The sequence below is a fragment of the Sediminibacterium sp. FW305-C-49 genome (assembly GCF_058231085.1).
This window is the reverse complement of record NZ_JBIQXS010000001.1, coordinates 284,328-301,440: the sequence shown is the minus strand read 5'-3', so window position 1 is coordinate 301,440 and position 17,113 is coordinate 284,328. Positions and strand designations below refer to the sequence as shown.

Here is a 17,113-nt window from a genome sequence, read left to right as displayed (position 1 = left end):
AAAACGACCCCAAACAGGGGTCGCTTAACATAAATATCAACTATCAATCAGGGTATGGAAACTATTTTGAAGCCGCTTTTGGTTTGGCAGCCACCACTTCACCTTCAATGGTTAAGATAACAGGATCATTGATACCTGCAAACTTAACTGTTACACGTTTGCTGAAAGCGCCCATGGCTGCAGCATTGTAAGTAACTTTAATGGTACTTGATTTTCCTTTCAGAATGGCTTCTTTGCTGTATTCAGGAGTAGTGCAACCACACTCGGCACTGGCAAATTCAACCACTAAAGGCTTAGCACCATTATTGGTGTAAGTGAAAATATGCGTAACGGGTTTATTCTGTTCAATTTTACCAAATTTGAAAGACCCCTCCGCAAATTTGATGTCTTGCTGAGCCATAACACTAACCGTAGAAATCAGCCCTAATATGGCCAGGAATAAAAACTTCTTCATATGATGTTTATTTATTTTGCTATTCAAAGTTACAACGAAACTAAATTAAGGCTTTTACCAATGCCTTAAAATTTTATTAGAGACTTGTATTTACAGCATGAAACCGGATTTATGGGATAAGTGGCCAAATTCATGCCGGATTTAGCCCGGAATTCACAATTTTTCCGGAAAACTAATTTCCGTTAGTCCATTCCATTGGTAATGTTATTTTTGTCGCATGGAATCAACTTCTACTTTGGGTTATAAAAACGACATGTTGTCGTTCGACGGATTCAGGAATGCGGTGATTGAAGATTACCGTATCGCAGTTATCAGCAGGGAGGTAAGTTTACTGGGCCGTCGGGAAGTGTTAACCGGTAAAGCCAAATTTGGCATTTTTGGAGATGGTAAGGAAGTGGCCCAGATAGCCATGGCCAAATTTTTTCAGGCCGGTGATTTCAGGAGTGGATACTATCGCGACCAGACTTTCATGTTTGCTTCCGGACTGGCAAGCGTTGAACAATATTTCGCACAGTTATATGCTGATCCCGATCCAAAAAATGATCCATTCAGTTCTGGTCGACAGATGAATGCGCATTTCTCCACCCGTTTTGTAGATGAACACGGTAACTGGCTCGATCTGGCCAACCGCAAAAATATTTCTTCTGATATAGCACCTACAGCAGGTCAGATGCCACGCGGATTAGGACTTGCTTTTGCTTCACGTTGTTTCAGGGCCAGCAAACACCAGGACCAGTTGGAGCATTTAAGTCATAATGGAAATGAAATCTGTTTCACTACCATCGGCGATGCAAGTACAAGTGAAGGGCATTTCTGGGAAACCATTAATGCGGCAGGTGTATTGCAGGTGCCATTGGCTGTTTTTGTATGGGACGATGGTTATGGAATTTCTGTGCCCAAAAATTTCCAGACCACGAAAGGATCTATCTCTGCAGCACTTAAAGGATTTCAGAAACAGGCAGATACCAATGGTATTCATATTTATAAAGTAAAAGCCTGGGATTATGCAGGCATGTGTGAGGTATTTGAAGAAGCATTACAGAAAGTAAGAGAAACACATGAACCTGCATTGTTTCATGTAGAAGAAGTAACACAACCACAAGGTCATTCAACAAGCGGTAGTCATGAGCGTTATAAAACACCGGAAAGATTGGAGTGGGAGAAAGAATGGGATTGTATTAAAAAGATGAAAGAGTGGATGCTTGAAAATGGGCTCGCATCAGTAGAAGAATTAGCCACTGTTGAAGCAGAAGCAAAAGAAACCGTGAAAGAAGGCCGTAATATGGCCTGGGAAAAATATATCGCACCCATCAAAACACAAGCTGCAAGAGCCAGTGAACTCATTCGCCAGTCGATGGTGAATGATATTGATAAGTATAACCAGCTTCAACACATGGCCAATGAACTGGCCAATAACAAAGAACCGCTTCGCCGAGATGTGTTACGCAGCATTGCACTGGCCGTTGAAGTAGCACCATCTTCTCCATCGGCAGCAGACCTGAATGCCTTGCGTCAGGAATTATTGGATGAAAGCAAACAATTGTACAATAGCCATCTCTATAATGAAGGTGCTAAAAGTGCGCTGAAAGTAGCGGAAGTAAAACCCCTGATACCATTTGATGCAACAAGCGTTAACGGCTATGAAATTCTGAATAAATATTTCGATGCCTTATTCAACGCAAATGCAAAAGTGTATGCATTTGGTGAAGACGTAGGATATATTGGTGATGTGAACCAGGGCTTTGCTGGTTTGCAGGAAAAACATGGTAAAGACAGAATCCTTGATACAGGTATTCGTGAACTAACCATTGTTGGACAAGCCATTGGAATGGCTTTACGTGGGCTCAGACCCATTGCTGAAATTCAGTACCTGGATTATTTATTATATGGATTACAACCATTAAGCGATGATGTATGTACCACACATTTCAGAACAGGTGGACAGCAGAGCTGTCCTGTCATCATCCGTACACGTGGTCACCGCCTGGAAGGAATATGGCATAGTGGCTCACCAATGGGTGTGGTGATCAATGCACTCAGGGGTATGCATGTATGCGTACCCAGAAATATGGTGCAGGCTGTAGGAATGTACAATACTTTGTTACAGGCCAATGATCCTGCTATTGTTATTGAATGTTTGAACGGATACCGACTCAAGGAAAAAATGCCTGACAATTTACTGGAATATACCGTTCCATTGGGTGTTCCTGAAATCATCAGGGAAGGTGAAGATGTGACCATAGTTTCTTATGGCTCTACGCTCCGTATTATACAGGATGCAGCAGAGCGTCTCGACAAAGAGGGAGTTAGTTGCGAAATAGTAGATGTGCAAACCCTGTTGCCATTTGATCTGGATCATGTAATTCTCTCATCGCTCAAAAAAACCAATCGCATCATTTTTGTTGACGAAGATGTGCCTGGTGCTGCTGCTGCTTATATGTTCAACAAAGTAATGGAAGAACAGGGCGGTTACAGATGGATGGATGCAAGCCCACGTACGCTTACTGCCAAAGCGCATCGCCCTGGTTATGGCAGCGATGGTGACTATTTCTCCAAACCCAATGCAGAAGATGTAATGGATGCGGTTAGAGGAGTGATGGCGGAGTAAAGAAGTGCAAGCTACAAGCCGCAAGTTTTAAGCTACTAGCTGCGAGCCTCTAGCTGCTAGATTAGTAATGATATAATCTGCGCCGTTGTACTTTATAAACGAAACATGATTTTTTAAAGCTGGTAGCTAGAGGCTAATAGCTAGAAGCTGCAAACCAGTGTTCACATCAATCATAAAATAATGCCTTCAGCTCCTGCGTCGGCAGCCAGCAAGTTTCCTGTTTACCAAACCATTTGTATCGGTTGCGGGCGATAAAATCGTAAAAAAAATCGCGGATAAAAAAAGGAATGATCCAGAGCAGATAGGATAACCATTTCCATCCCCCATTCATTTGTCGCATTACTTTTATAGCTGCAGTTGATTTGGAATAGAGTCGTCCATCCTGCAACAAACTAAAGCTATTGAATTGATCAGCAGGTAAATGAAAATGTTGTAAGACTTCCTGCCCTAATTTTCCCTGTAAAGAAGCAAAACGAAATTTTCTTCCCGGATCGTGTTTAATAACTTTCTGCACACTGCTGTTACAAAGATTACATACCCCATCGAAGAGAATAACAGGGTGCTGAATGTGTTGCAGTGTTTGCATAGGCGAAATTACAAAAAAAGCTGCTAGCTGACAGCCACTAGCTTCTAGTTGGAATATAGGGTGTACTGTAAAATAAAAACGGTTTGTTACTTATAAGCAGTAACAAACCGTTTTTAAAGCTAGAAGCTAGTGGCTGTCAGCTAGCAGCTACCTCCTCCTATCCCATATTATGAAACACTTTATTCACATCTTCATCCTGCTCCAGCTTTTCGATGAGTTTACTTACATCTTCGGCCTGTTCGTCGGTTACGGGAACGGTGGTGGTAGGAATCCATTCGAGTTCTGCGCTGAGCGGAGTCAGTCCCTTGTCTTCGAGTGCTTTCTGCAGGTTGCCAAAATCAACAAAAGCACATCGTAAAACGATGATCGGGTTTCCATTGTCATCATTACTTTCACCCAGTTCTTCCAAACCAAAATCAATCAGTTCCAATTCAAGGTCATCAATACTCAGTCCTTCGGGTTTGAGTTTAAATACACCCATTTTTTTAAACTGGAAACTTACACTGCCGCTATTACCCAATGCACCATTTCCTTTGTTAAAATGGCTTTTAACGTTGGCAACGGTTCTCACATGGTTATCGGTAGCTGTTTCTACAAGCAAGGCCACACCATGGGGTGCATAACCTTCATATAAAATTTCTTCGTAGTTGGAAGTGTCTTTACCCTGTGCACGTTTAATGGCGGCTTCCACACGATCTTTGGGCATACCCACACTTCTGGCATTCTGGAAGCAACGACGCAATGCCGGGTTGGTTGCGGGATCGGGGCCTCCGGCTTTTACAGCAATCACGATCTCTTTTCCCACACGGGTAAACTGTTTGGCCATCCTGTCCCAGCGGGCAAACATGGTGGCTTTACGTACTTCAAAAATCCTTCCCATAATAAATGTTTAAATGAACGGGCTGCAAAAATAAGCCTATTGACCATAAAAAAACCCGCTGCTTGAGCGGGTTTTTGAATAGTATGACTTCGTTCTATGATTGTTTACGGAGTTTACTGTTGTTTTTACTGTACAGGAAGTACACTACCAGACCAAGTGCCATTCATGCGAAAGCCACTTTCAGGGTTTGTGCATCCAGTGCCACAATCATACCCAGACAAACCACGGCACCCAATATCGGTACGATGGGTACCAATGGGGTTTTAAATGGTCGCTCGATATCCGGCGATTTAATACGCAGTATCCATACACCAATACTTACAAGTACAAAAGCAAACAGGGTACCAAAGCTGGTGAGGTCACCGGCTACGTGTCCGGGAACAAAAGCTGCAAATAAACCTACAAAAATGAAAAGGATCCAGTTGGCTTTATACGGTGTTTTGAATTTTGGATGCAATACACCAAATGCTTTTGGAATCAATCCATCATTACTCATGGTATAGAAAATACGGCTCTGACCCATTAACATCACCAGGATTACAGAAGAGAAGCCGGCGAGGATGGCCACTGTTACAGCGGTAGATAACCATGCGTATTTGGTCATATAAGTAGAGATGGCATAAGCAACAGATGCTTCACGGCCTTTCTCGGGGTCAACGAATTCCTGCCAGTTGGCTACACCTGTTAGTACGTGTCCGAAGAGGATGTACAAAATGGTACAAACCACCAGCGAACCCAGGATACCGATTGGCATATCGCGTTTAGGATTTTTGGCTTCCTGTGCGGCGGTACTAACAGCATCAAAACCAATAAAGGCAAAGAATACAATAGCAGCACCACCAAGAACACCACCCCATCCATGTTTAAAGGCACCCGAATAATCGGCAATTACTTTACCGGCACTATCAGTAACGGCAGCAGTGCCTTCAGGAATCATGTAAGGTGTATGGTTTTCGGGGCGTATATATTGCCAGCCGAGTACAATAAAGAGGATAACAATCGCTACTTTAATAAATACAATGACAGCATTTACCATCGCAGATTCCTGTGTACCCTTGATCAGTAATAAAGTGAGCAATAAAAGAATCACCAATGCAGGTGCATTTATGATACCCTTATGAAGTACCCCAGCGGAGTCGGTAAAACTCTCAAAGGGGCTATGCGACCATTCATAGGGTATACCTCCATCCAATAGTTTATTGAGGTATTCGCTCCATGCAATAGAAACAGTAGCGGCACCCAGCGCATATTCCATGATCAGGGCCCAACCGATGATCCAGGCTACCAGTTCACCCATGGTTACATAACTGTAAGCATAGGCACTACCTGCAATAGGGATCATGGCAGCAAATTCTGCATAACATAAACCTGCGAAGGCACAACCAATCGCTGCAACGATAAATGAAATGGTTACGGCAGGACCGGCAGCCTGTCCGGCAGCAGCGGCTGTTCTTACAAACAATCCTGCTCCGATAATAGCACCAATACCTAGGGCAATCAGGTTACCGGCGCCAAGGGTACGTTTTAATCCTTTATCGCCCTCATCGGCCTGTGCGAGTAATTGGCCTAAAGGTTTCTTTACAAATAAACTCATAGTACAGTTTGGTTAAGTTTCTGATTAGAAAAGATTTGGCAAAATAGGTATTTATTGCTTTCAGCCCCCAAAACTTTTAAGAATCGGTGATTTGGCTCCCGGGGCAGGCCATTTAAACATAAATACTATATTGCGGCACTAATAAGGCCCCAATGAAAAAATCGAACAGGCTTACCTTATATATTGTAATTGCTATGGTAGCCGGTGTTATTCTTGGCTATTTTGTACATGAGAATGCCGCACCTGATACCATTCAGTCATTCTCCAAAAATCTCAAACTCTTTACCACTATATTTCTCCGACTGGTGCAAATGATTATTGCACCGCTGGTATTCTCTACCCTGGTAGTAGGTATTGCTAAACTTGGTGATCTGAAAACGGTAGGCCGGGTAGGAGGTAAAGCATTGTTATGGTTTGTTTCTGCTTCACTGGTGAGTTTGTTACTGGGTATGTTACTGGTAAACCTGTTTCAGCCAGGTAAGGGCATCGACCTGAGCAATGCAGATATTACCGGTGCGCAGGATCTGGTAGGAAAAACACAGGAATTCAGCATACAGAAATTTGTGGAACACGTGTTCCCCAAAAGTGTCATTGAAGCCATGGCCACCAATGAAATATTACAGCTCGTAGTATTCAGTATCTTTTTTGGTGTGGCTACTGCTGCATTGGGTGAAAAGGCTAAGATTGTGGTGAAAGGATTAGATGCCGTAGCACATGTAATCCTCAAAATGGTAGGTTATGTTATGAACTTTGCACCTATCGGTGTATTCGGAGCCATAGCCGCGGTTATTGCTACCAAAGGATTGGATGTATTTGTTTTCTATGGTAAATACCTCCTGTATTTCCTGATTGGCATTGCTGCATTATGGGCCATACTCTTAACAGTAGGTTTTATTATTCTGGGTAAACGATTACCCGATCTGTTACGTCGCATATTTCCACCATTGATTATAGCCTTTAGCACTACCAGTAGCGAAGCTGTGTTTCCAAAACTCACAGAAGAGCTGGAACGTTTTGGTTGTAAGGATAAAATTGTATCATTCATATTACCACTCGGGTATTCCTTTAACCTCGATGGAAGTATGATGTATATGACATTCGCCAGTATTGCTATTGCACAGGCATATGGTATTCAACTCGATCTGGGTACGCAGTTAACCATGTTGATTGTACTCATGTTAACCAGTAAAGGGATAGCCGGTGTACCACGGGCATCACTTGTAGTAGTAACTGCTACCTGTGCCATGTTCAATATTCCACCCGAAGGCATTGCATTGATACTGCCGATCGATCATTTCTGTGATATGTTCAGAACCGCCACCAATGTGGTAGGTAATGCACTTGCCACCAGTGTAGTAAGTAAGTGGGAGGGCGCATTGGATGAGCCAACCGATATTTCAATGAACGCTTAAGACCATCTAATTCATGTTACAGATATTATTATCCGATTTTCACTGGAGCCAGTTATTACAACCACAGTTTTATATTGAACATGGTGGTTTATGGCTCATACTTTTTGTGGTATTTGCAGAAACCGGTTTGTTTGTAGGTTTCTTTTTACCCGGCGACAGCTTGCTTTTTGTAGCGGGAATCTACAGCTCCAATCTGGCCAATGAATTTATTCCTACCGGAAATGAATACCTCGATCTGTTGATGCTTATGTTACTCATCTCCACCGCAGGTATTGCAGGGAACACCGTTGGCTACTGGTTTGGAAGAAAGGTGGGTCCTGCCATGTACAACTGGAAAGAAAATATTTTATTCAAACGCAAATACCTGGAGCAGGCACATGAGTTTTATGAAAAACATGGAGGAGGAGCCATCATCATCGCCCGTTTTATTCCGATTGTAAGAACATTTGCGCCCATCGTTGCAGGAATAGTATCGATGGATAAAAAGAAATTTGTGTTCTTCAATATCGTAGGTTGTGTGGCCTGGGTATTCAGCATGTTGTTTGCCGGACATTTTCTCCAGAAATGGATACTCAATGAATTTGGTTTCGATTTAAAAGATCACCTGGAAGTCATTGTAATCGGAATCGTATTGGTAACAACTGCACCTGTATTGATTAAACTGTTCTCTGGAAAAAAGAAAGACAAAAAAGAAGCATAAACAACATACGCCGGACTTCCGGGCTTCCGGACTCAAACACCAAACCTGCTTGTCATGACCGAAAAAAAATACGGCATCTTTTCTCTGCCTGTGATTGTTGCAGCATTGGGTTATTTTGTTGATATCTATGATCTCCTGCTTTTTACCATTGTTAAGAAACCAAGTATGCTGGGTGTTGGATCTACCGATGCAACCATGCTGGTAGACAGTACCCGTGTCATCAACTGGCAGATGACAGGTTTATTATTGGGAGGTATTTTATGGGGTGTGCTGGCAGATAAGAAAGGAAGGCTGAGTGTATTGTTTGGTTCCATCATTTTATATTCCATCGCCAATTTTGCTACTGGGTTTGTACAGACAGTAGACCAGTATGCTGCCTGTCGTTTTGTAGGTGGACTTGGATTGGCCGGTGAACTTGGTGCAGGTATAACATTGGTGAGTGAGCTATTGCCCAAAAATAAAAGAGGTTTAGGAACTTCACTGGTTGCAGGGATTGGATTGAGTGGTGCTGTTGCAGCTTATTTTACCTACCAGTTTACAGATGATTGGAGACTCTGTTATAAAATAGGTGGTGCACTCGGTATCGGTTTATTGCTATTGCGTGTAAGTGTTGCAGAATCGGGTATGTTTAATCAGGCGAAGGAGCAGAAAGTAGCAAGAGGTAATTTCTTCATGCTGTTTAATAACGGTAAGCGTTTAAAGAAATATGTATTTGCTATTTTAATAGGGCTTCCTACCTGGTATGTAATCGGTATTCTGGTGAACCAGAGCGATCGTTTTGGGAAAACCATGTTTGGCAGCACTACGATCGATTCCGGTCGTTCCATCATGTTTGCCTATGCAGCCATTGCCATTGGCGATATGTTGGTTGGACTGGTGAGCCAGTATTTTAAAAGCAGGAAAAAAGCTTTGTTGCTTTATTATATGCTCACCATAGTTGGACTGATTTTATTCTTCAGCGGTTATAATAACTCAGACAGCTCTATGTATGCTATCTGTACATTGTTGGGCTTTAGTACCGGTTTCTGGGCCATTTTTGTAACGATGGGAGCTGAGCAGTTTGGTACCAATTTAAGAGGAACGGCTGCTACTACCATTCCTAATATGGTGCGTGGGGCATTACCATTGATTAATATGCTCTTTCTCGATCTCTTCCAGAAATCATGGGGCTGGAACCTCATTAATAGTGGTATTGTAACAGGTATCGTGGTGATGAGCATCACACTCGTAGCGTACTACTTCACCGAAGAAACCTTCCATAAAGATTTGAATTACGTGGAGGAGTAAGTCGGTAAGTCAGAAAGACCGAAAGACCGGGAGTCCGAAAGTCGGGAAGACCAGAAGTCTGAAAGAATATGATAAAACCTCCGTGTAACTCTGTGCCGTACTCTGTACAACTCCGTGGTTAACCACAAAGGTATAGGAGTACGGCACAGAGTTACACGGAGGTTTTGTTTTTGAAAAAACATCTTCCCGACTTTCGGTCTTCCGGACTTTCCGACTAATATTGCATTCATGAAATTTCTCGTGATTCGGTTTTCATCCATTGGCGATATTGTGTTGACCACACCAGCCATCCGTTGCCTCAAGCAACAGGTAGAGAACGCAGAAGTTCATTTTCTCACCAAACAATCTATGAAAGCGGTCACAGAAGGGAATCCATATATCGACCGCTACCATTACTTCAATGGAAATCTTGATCAACTGATCAAAACATTGAAAGAAGAAAAATTTGATCACATCATCGACCTGCATAAAAATTTAAGGACCTGGCGCATAAAGCAGGCATTGAAAGTGCCGGTACTTTCTTATAACAAGGAGGTAATCGAAAAAGTATTACTCACCCGTTTACATATCAATAAAATGACGGGCAGACATATTGTGGAGCGATGTATTGATGCGCTTGCTCCATTGGGTGTGAAAAACGATGGCAAGGGAATGGATTATTTTATTCCTGCCGATGTACGGGTGCGGGCAGAAGATTTACCACTCTCACACAGTGCAGGTTTTGTGGCCATTGTAATTGGCGCATCCTATTACACCAAAAAGTTGCCGGTGTACAAACTCAGAGAACTCTGTCATAAAATTCAGCATCCGATTGTACTGGTGGGAGGGAAGGAAGATAAAGCAGAAGGAGATAAAATTACAGAGACTGATCCGGTTAAAATTTACAATGCATGTGGTAAATTCAGTTTACATGAATCAGCCGATATCATACGCCAGTCTAAACTCGTTATCTCACACGATACAGGTATGCAATACATAGCCTGTGCGTTGAATAAACCTGTACTCGCCATCTGGGGTGGTACATCTCCTGCATTGGATGTGGAACCTTATTATGGAACTGAACAGCTAGAGAAACACGCCCAACCGGCTTATCACAATTTTATAGTTAAAGGATTGGCTTGTCAACCCTGTTCTAATTATGGAACAAAGACTTGTCCGAGAGCGCATTTTAAATGTATGCAGGATCAGGATATTGACTTGATTGTGAAGACAGCAAATACATATTTATAAATCACTAAATAGTAGCATGTCTTTTTGTCGAATGTTTGCCAGGGAAAAGCAATAGAACACGGATTGTCATGACCTATCATGATCATCTGCTTTCCATCATACAACATAAAAGAAAAGGCTCCGAAAATCCGGAGCCTTTTGCTATATATTCAAAAACCAATGCTTATCCTTTAATCCTCTTCGCTTCTGTTTCCAGACCTGTCTGACGCTGACGAGCCGCTTTTACCTGGCTGTTACCAAAGCGCCATGAGAAAGCTAAACGAACGGTACGGCTTTCATTTCTACCACTACCATTGATATACAATCCGCCAAAATTGCTGGTAGCTGTCCATGGGTTGGTGAAGAAGATATCAGTTACGCTCAACTTAACAGTACCTTGCTTTTTGAGTACCTGTTTCTGGAAGCCAAGATCCAAACCACCTAATGAACGCGTTTTCCAGGTAGCTCCCCAAACACTTGGGCCACTGAACCATCCACTCATCTCTGCGGTGTAACCATTGCCCAGCGTAAATGAATGCTGCATATACGCACCAAACATTGGAATATCTGTTTTCACTTCATTCTCACCAATCTTTCCTTTAAACATCTGGTAATTGTACCAAACATTTGCATAACCATTCCACCATTTAGCAATCGGTAATGGAGAACCGATGCTGAAACTCAGGATACGCTGTGTAGCCAGGTTTTTCTGCTGAACGAAAGTGGCGTTATTGGTGGTATCGGTTGTTTGTGTTGCAAAATCTTTTACATGGCTGAAACCAATCGTTGTATTCAGCATGTATTTGAATGTATGTGATAACTCAACCGTGTTGGTGTACTGCGGACGTAAGAAGGCATTACCTTTTTCGTAAGTCAGTTCATCCAGCTTATTTTCAAACGGATTCAGGTCCTGATAAGTAGGACGGTCAATCCTTCTGCTGAAAGTTAAATTCAGTGTATGTTTCTGGTTCACCATCCATGTTAATGCTGCACTGGGGAACAGATCAAGGTAATTACGTTTAACGGTATTATCGGCCTGCATCACTCCATCGGCTCTGGTTAACACACCTTCGCTGTTGGTTTGTTCCATACGTAAACCTGTTTGCAGGCTCCATTTTGGATTCAACTGGCGCTGGTAGTTTACATAAGCAGCATTTACATTTTCCTTATAAGTAAAGCTGTTGCTTCTGCTTAATATTTTTACGGGTGCACCGTTGATATCATTGAAGAAATCAAAAGTATTGGTTGTTTTTACATAAGAGAATTTAACACCATAACCCAGCTTGCCTTTCCACTTAGGTTGATCCACATCAATCTTGGCGGTATAGATATCGATATCGGTAGGTGTATAGTTTCTGTTCACCACCTGCGACAAGTTATTGCCATTCTGATCAACATAATAGTTAGGCTGGTGACTTCTGCCAGTACCACGGAACAAACCATAGTCAGCATCGAAGTTGATTTCCTTACCGGTTGTATCGGTATAACGATAGTTGATATTGCTGTTCATATTGGTTCTGCTACCAGGAATGGTATTCAGTGCCACCAGTTTTTTTACGAACTGATTGGTGGGTTTATAAGTAATATTGGTATTACTTTCACTGGTCCAATCTGTGTTGCCGAAATTGCTTGTTACCAGAAAACCTAATGTGCTTCTGCTGTTCAGGAACAGATCGGCTCCCACTTTTGCATTCAGACTTCTGTTATTGCTCCAGTTAACACTTTTCTGATCATAAATTGTGTCGCGCTGAACACGATAAAGGTCTAAAGTGTTTTCCTGTCTGCCAAGGTTAGCGCCGATATTACTAAACAGGTTTACTTTTTTGTCGCGGTAGTTCAAACTCACAGAACCATTGCCTTTTGGTGTAACACCCTGAATGAAACCGAGATTCAGGTTACCATTGGTGCCGAATTTCTTGTTTTTCTTCAGACGTATATTGATGATACCTGCATTACCACTTGCATCATAACGGGCACTGGGGTTGCTGATCATTTCAATGGCTTCCACATCATTACTGTTGATGCTTTTCAGGTAAGCAGCCAGATCCTGGCTACCCAGTTGTGTCATTTTACCATCTACATAAATGCGCACACCAGTTTTCCCTTTCATGCTGATGTTCTCATTGTTATCAACCTGAATACCTGGGCTTTTTTGTAAAAGTTCGAGTGCATTACTACCTGTAGCGTTAATACTGTTCTCTACATTAAAAACCGTTTTATCGGCTTTAATTTCAATCATAGGCTTACGTGAAGTAACGGTAACATCTGCCAGCTTATTGGCTGCAGGTTGCAGGCTAATGGTTCCGGCATCGAAACTCTGTCCGTTTTTTACTTCAAAAGCATTTGAATAGGTTTTTTCGAAACCAATCATGGTATAATTCAGGAGGTATTTTCCTGCGGGGGCAATTACCAACTCAAAAGCACCGTTTGCATCGGTTACATCAGCTTTCACTAAACTGCTGTCTGCTGCTTTTAATAATGATACGGTTACTGACTGAATGCTTTTGCCTGAATTGTCAGTAACCTTTCCCTTAATGCTGTGGCTGCTTTGCGCGAAAGCTGAATTGAAAATCGTAGTCAATCCCAACACAGCCAATACTAAAATCCGTCTCATGTTGTTTTGTTTTAGGTGCTCAATCAGACGCAAAGCACTCACAAATGTTACAGCGTAAAACACCGTTTCGGGATGAGCAGTTACAAAACCATGACAAACGGTTGCCGGACTTTATGAAAAAAGCCCCGTCGGATTTTTACCAACGGGGCGCTGTGTATGAACGGTTATTAAATGAGATGAACAGCAGGAAATTATAAAGTTTTCAACACATCATTCATGCTTCTTACTGCTTCAGCGCTCTTATTAAAGAGTGCCTGTTCTTCTTCATTCAATTTGAAATCAAGGATTTTTTCCCAGCCATTTTTTCCAATAACAACAGGTACACCCAGACAGATATCTTTTTGTCCGTATTCTCCATCAAGGCTCACGCAGCAGGTAAAAAGTTTTTTCTCATCACGTAAAATACTTTCTACTAGCGCAGCACCGGCTGCACCGGGTGCATACCATGCTGATGTGCCAATGAGTTTGGTTAAAGTAGCACCCCCCACCATGGTATCGGCTACAATTTGTTTTTGCTGATCTGCTGAAAGAAAACCGCTTACAGGAGCACTATTCCAGGTTGCATAACGAATCAAAGGAATCATGGTGGTATCACCATGTCCGCCCACCACTACAGCATTCAGGTCTGCAGGACTGCAGCCCAGGTGCTGGCTCAGTTGATATTTGAAACGGGCACTGTCTAAAGTTCCACCCATACCAATGATCCTGTTCTTTGGCAAACCAGTTGACTGGAGCGCCAGGTAGGTCATGGTATCCATCGGATTACTGATTACAATGATGATGGTATTAGGAGAATATTTGAGGATGTTCTCACAAACACCTTTTACAATACCAGCATTGGTGCCAATCAATTCTTCGCGGGTCATACCGGGTTTGCGGGGTAAGCCTGAGGTAATCACTACTACATCTGAACCGGCAGTTTTTGAATAATCATTGGTACTACCGGTAATACGGGTATCGAAACCAAGTAATGCGGCGGTCTGCATCATATCCTGGGCCTTGCCTTCTGCCAGACCTTCTTTAATATCAAGCAATACCAGTTCTTCTGCCAAAGCGGCACGGGCAATATTATCGGCACAGGTAGCTCCAACGGCTCCGGCACCTACTACGGTTACTTTCATAAACAATGATTATTTAGCGATGAGGAAATTTTTCGCAGCAAAGGTAAGGGATGACAATGGTTTGCAACAGGAACTTTCTGGCTTTTGGACCGCTATTTACTGCTTATTGGCCGATAAAAAACGATTCAGTTCAGGCATCTCTACACCACCTTCAAAAGCCTTTAAATACTCACCTTTTTTATTATACACCGCTACGTACGGGGTATATTTCACCTGGAAAAAGGAGGGGATGGCATAATTAGGATCACGGCCTACTTTCAGGTTTTTGTGGTTGAAAAAACCATAGGTCTCGGCAAAGCCTTTAATGTCTGGCATATCACGATAACTTACCCAGAGGATAAAGGTATTTTTCAGGCTGTCCATATTATTAATCATCTCCTTGGCCTCATGCTGGCAGTGACCACAATCGGGACTGAAATAAACGATGATGGTAAAATCGGCTTCAGGTAATTGCTGTTTGGTAAACCAGGTACTGTCGGTCTGAAGGATATTAAACTCCGGCAACTTTTTTGTTTTCATAAAAGGAGGGAGGTCTGACCCGCCATCCTGTGCAAAAACACCGATTGTAGTAGCAATAGCAACAAACAGCAACAAAACATGTTTCATAGCAATACCTCTTATTGATTCTTTTTATTCAGACCATTTTGTTCCATCATCCGCATTTCTTTGGCATCCTGTAAGAACTCTGAAGCAAAAATGAATTTATTCAACAGCTCGTCCTTACTGAAAATAATATCCTTATTCGATCCTTCCCATTGTTTCTTTCCCTGATGCAGGTACACAATATGATCACCAATTTCCATTACACTGTTCATGTCATGTGTAACCACAATGGTCGTAATATTGTATTCAACCGTAATTTCCTTGATCAGTTTATCTATCACCATCGAAGTCTGCGGATCAAGACCCGAATTAGGTTCATCGCAAAACAGGTATTGTGGGTTGAGCACAATGGCTCTTGCAATACCCACCCTTTTTTTCATACCACCGCTGATTTCTGAAGGGTAACGTTTATGCGCATCTTTCAGGTTCACCCTGTCGAGCACTTCATTTACTCTTTTTCTTTTTTCAGCCAGTGACCAGTTGGTAAACATATCGAGTGGAAACAATACATTCTGCTCTACTGTCATCGAATCAAACAAAGCCGTACCCTGAAACAACATACCAATCTGCTGACGCAATAATTTACGTTCATCATTGTTCATGTGCAGCATGTCTCTGCTATCGTAATGTATTTCACCCTGTTCCGGACGAAACAAGCCAACCATACATTTGGTCAATACTGTTTTGCCACTACCGCTGGTGCCGATGATGAGGTTACATTTACCAGCTTCCATTACGGCGCTGATATCGTCGAGGATGGTTCGTTCCCCGAAAGTCTTTTTGATATTTTTAATCTCAATCATGCGACTGCAAACTACTCTTTTGTTTTAAAATGCTTCAACCTGGTTTCTTAATAAATCCTCAAAAACTTCTCTTTTACGGATGAGTAATGCTTTTCCGTCTTTCACCAGCACTTCGGCCGGACGAAACCGGGAGTTGAAATTACTGGCCATTTCAAAACCGTAAGCACCTGCATTGTCGAACACCAGCAGGTCTCCCTCATGGGTTTCATTCAATGCACGATCCCAGGCGAAAGTATCGGTCTCACAGATATTTCCCACAACTGCATATTGTTTCAGTTCACCCTGCTCATTAGTGATATTACGGATACGATGATAAGCCTCATAGAACATGGGTCGGATAAGGTGGTTAAAACCTGTATCAATGCCTACAAATGTGGCAGTGGCAGTTGGTTTGATCACATTTACTTTGGTAAGCAGGTAACCAGCTTCACTCACTATAAATTTTCCCGGCTCAAACCATATCTGGAAATTTCGCTGATAAGTATCTGCTATTTTTCTTTCAAAAGCCATGATTTCATTGGCGAGTAACTGAATATCGGTGCCTTCATCACCATCTTTATAGGGCACTTTAAAACCACCACCCATATCGAGAAACTGCAGCTCAGGAAAATGTGGAATCATCTCGAGAAATACACTGCTCACTTTCATGAACACATCCACATCTTTGATCTCACTGCCTGTATGGTTATGCAAACCGGCAATATGAATATTGTATTGCTGCATGAGTTGAACAATCTCATTGAGTTGCTCAATAGGGATACCAAACTTGCTGTTCTCATGGCCGGTAGATATTTTCAAATTGCCGCCCGCCATAATATTGGGTCTGATACGGATGCCTACAGGATAGCCATGACCATATTTTTTTCCAAATTTTTCGAGGTTGGAAAGACTGTCAATATTGATATTGATGCCTAACGCAACGGCTTCTTCTATTTCATCGAAAGCAATACCATTACTGGTGTATAAAATATTTTCGGGGCTGAACCCTGCATGTACGGCCAGTTTAGCTTCATTAATAGAGCTGCAGTCAACATTACAGCCAATCTGTTTAATATGCTTAAGGATGCTGATATTGGTTAACGCCTTACAGGCATAGAAAAAGCGAACCTTGTCGCTGTGCTGAAAAGCGGTTTGCAACTGGGTGAACTGGTGGGTAATACGGTCTGCATTGTACAGGTAAAGCGGTGTTCCGAATTCCTGTGCAATGGTTCTTAATTGCTCATTCGATAATTGTAAAGACAT

The 17,113-nt window shown here is 42.3% G+C and carries 14 protein-coding genes; 5 read left to right on the top strand and 9 right to left on the bottom strand.

Translation table 11 applies throughout. The features are described from left to right. Positions 1-61: 61 nt before the first annotated feature. On the bottom strand, positions 62-454 hold the full coding sequence (locus ACH3Z1_RS01285) for a DUF1573 domain-containing protein (protein WP_490820025.1): 393 nt from the start codon (positions 452-454) through the stop codon (positions 62-64). Between the two features lie 217 nt (positions 455-671). Here ACH3Z1_RS01285 and ACH3Z1_RS01280 point away from each other — a divergent pair, with 217 nt between their 5' ends. Beyond that, positions 672-3,062, top strand: a complete 2,391-nt coding sequence (locus ACH3Z1_RS01280; RefSeq protein WP_490820024.1) for an alpha-ketoacid dehydrogenase subunit alpha/beta — start codon at positions 672-674, stop codon at positions 3,060-3,062. A 166-nt stretch (positions 3,063-3,228) separates the two neighbouring features. Here ACH3Z1_RS01280 and ACH3Z1_RS01275 read toward each other — a convergent pair whose 3' ends face one another. The 3 genes from ACH3Z1_RS01275 to ACH3Z1_RS01265 form a co-directional block, all read right to left on the bottom strand. Further along, positions 3,229-3,648, bottom strand: a complete 420-nt coding sequence (locus ACH3Z1_RS01275) for a thiol-disulfide oxidoreductase DCC family protein (RefSeq protein WP_490820023.1) — start codon at positions 3,646-3,648, stop codon at positions 3,229-3,231. A gap of 157 nt (positions 3,649-3,805) precedes the next feature. Further along, positions 3,806-4,528: a YebC/PmpR family DNA-binding transcriptional regulator gene (locus ACH3Z1_RS01270; RefSeq protein WP_490820022.1), complete on the bottom strand. Its 723-nt coding sequence runs from the start codon at positions 4,526-4,528 to the stop codon at positions 3,806-3,808. A gap of 163 nt (positions 4,529-4,691) precedes the next feature. After that, complete coding sequence (locus ACH3Z1_RS01265; RefSeq protein ID WP_490820021.1) at positions 4,692-6,122, bottom strand: amino acid permease; 1,431 nt, start codon at positions 6,120-6,122, stop codon at positions 4,692-4,694. Between the two features lie 152 nt (positions 6,123-6,274). Here ACH3Z1_RS01265 and ACH3Z1_RS01260 point away from each other — a divergent pair, with 152 nt between their 5' ends. The 4 genes from ACH3Z1_RS01260 to ACH3Z1_RS01245 all read left to right on the top strand — a co-directional run bounded on the left by ACH3Z1_RS01260 (position 6,275) and on the right by ACH3Z1_RS01245 (position 10,751). Further along, the gene (locus ACH3Z1_RS01260) at positions 6,275-7,534 is read left to right on the top strand and encodes a dicarboxylate/amino acid:cation symporter (protein ID WP_490820020.1); all 1,260 of its coding nucleotides are present in this window, start codon (positions 6,275-6,277) and stop codon (positions 7,532-7,534) included. A gap of 13 nt (positions 7,535-7,547) precedes the next feature. Continuing rightward, the gene (locus tag ACH3Z1_RS01255; RefSeq protein ID WP_490820019.1) at positions 7,548-8,234 is read left to right on the top strand and encodes a DedA family protein; all 687 of its coding nucleotides are present in this window, start codon (positions 7,548-7,550) and stop codon (positions 8,232-8,234) included. A gap of 54 nt (positions 8,235-8,288) precedes the next feature. Continuing rightward, complete coding sequence (locus ACH3Z1_RS01250; protein WP_490820018.1) at positions 8,289-9,521, top strand: MFS transporter; 1,233 nt, start codon at positions 8,289-8,291, stop codon at positions 9,519-9,521. Positions 9,522-9,749: 228 nt separating this feature from the next. Continuing rightward, complete coding sequence (locus ACH3Z1_RS01245; RefSeq protein ID WP_490820017.1) at positions 9,750-10,751, top strand: glycosyltransferase family 9 protein; 1,002 nt, start codon at positions 9,750-9,752, stop codon at positions 10,749-10,751. Between the two features lie 163 nt (positions 10,752-10,914). On the opposite strand, the gene ACH3Z1_RS01240 is transcribed toward ACH3Z1_RS01245, so the two are convergent. The 5 genes from ACH3Z1_RS01240 to lysA form a co-directional block, all read right to left on the bottom strand. Beyond that, positions 10,915-13,344 (bottom strand): TonB-dependent receptor domain-containing protein, encoded by a 2,430-nt coding sequence (locus ACH3Z1_RS01240; RefSeq protein ID WP_490820016.1) that lies wholly within the window; start codon positions 13,342-13,344, stop codon positions 10,915-10,917. A 191-nt stretch (positions 13,345-13,535) separates the two neighbouring features. Beyond that, positions 13,536-14,465, bottom strand: a complete 930-nt coding sequence (gene mdh, locus ACH3Z1_RS01235) for a malate dehydrogenase (protein WP_490820015.1) — start codon at positions 14,463-14,465, stop codon at positions 13,536-13,538. Between the two features lie 96 nt (positions 14,466-14,561). Continuing rightward, a complete protein-coding gene (locus ACH3Z1_RS01230) occupies positions 14,562-15,071 on the bottom strand; it encodes a TlpA family protein disulfide reductase (RefSeq protein ID WP_490820014.1) in 510 nt (169 codons plus the stop codon). Positions 15,072-15,082: 11 nt separating this feature from the next. Next, positions 15,083-15,871 (bottom strand): ABC transporter ATP-binding protein, encoded by a 789-nt coding sequence (locus ACH3Z1_RS01225; protein ID WP_490820013.1) that lies wholly within the window; start codon positions 15,869-15,871, stop codon positions 15,083-15,085. 24 nt (positions 15,872-15,895) lie between these two features. Then, positions 15,896-17,113 (bottom strand): diaminopimelate decarboxylase, encoded by a 1,218-nt coding sequence (lysA, locus tag ACH3Z1_RS01220; RefSeq protein ID WP_490820012.1) that lies wholly within the window; start codon positions 17,111-17,113, stop codon positions 15,896-15,898.

Excerpts from the sequence above, each read along its gene's own strand:
- ACH3Z1_RS01270 (WP_490820022.1), bottom strand. The coding sequence starts at position 4,528 with ATGGGAAGGATTTTTGAAGTACGTAAAGCCACCATGTTTGCCCGCTGG.
- ACH3Z1_RS01250 (WP_490820018.1), top strand. The coding sequence starts at position 8,289 with ATGACCGAAAAAAAATACGGCATCTTTTCTCTGCCTGTGATTGTTGCA.
- ACH3Z1_RS01245 (WP_490820017.1), top strand. The coding sequence starts at position 9,750 with ATGAAATTTCTCGTGATTCGGTTTTCATCCATTGGCGATATTGTGTTG.
- mdh (WP_490820015.1), bottom strand. The coding sequence starts at position 14,465 with ATGAAAGTAACCGTAGTAGGTGCCGGAGCCGTTGGAGCTACCTGTGCC.
- ACH3Z1_RS01240 (WP_490820016.1), bottom strand. The coding sequence starts at position 13,344 with ATGAGACGGATTTTAGTATTGGCTGTGTTGGGATTGACTACGATTTTC.
- lysA (WP_490820012.1), bottom strand. The coding sequence starts at position 17,113 with ATGTCTTTACAATTATCGAATGAGCAATTAAGAACCATTGCACAGGAA.
- ACH3Z1_RS01285 (WP_490820025.1), bottom strand. The coding sequence starts at position 454 with ATGAAGAAGTTTTTATTCCTGGCCATATTAGGGCTGATTTCTACGGTT.
- ACH3Z1_RS01255 (WP_490820019.1), top strand. The coding sequence starts at position 7,548 with ATGTTACAGATATTATTATCCGATTTTCACTGGAGCCAGTTATTACAA.
- ACH3Z1_RS01225 (WP_490820013.1), bottom strand. The coding sequence starts at position 15,871 with ATGATTGAGATTAAAAATATCAAAAAGACTTTCGGGGAACGAACCATC.
- ACH3Z1_RS01260 (WP_490820020.1), top strand. The coding sequence starts at position 6,275 with ATGAAAAAATCGAACAGGCTTACCTTATATATTGTAATTGCTATGGTA.
- ACH3Z1_RS01230 (WP_490820014.1), bottom strand. The coding sequence starts at position 15,071 with ATGAAACATGTTTTGTTGCTGTTTGTTGCTATTGCTACTACAATCGGT.
- ACH3Z1_RS01265 (WP_490820021.1), bottom strand. The coding sequence starts at position 6,122 with ATGAGTTTATTTGTAAAGAAACCTTTAGGCCAATTACTCGCACAGGCC.
- ACH3Z1_RS01275 (WP_490820023.1), bottom strand. The coding sequence starts at position 3,648 with ATGCAAACACTGCAACACATTCAGCACCCTGTTATTCTCTTCGATGGG.
- ACH3Z1_RS01280 (WP_490820024.1), top strand. The coding sequence starts at position 672 with ATGGAATCAACTTCTACTTTGGGTTATAAAAACGACATGTTGTCGTTC.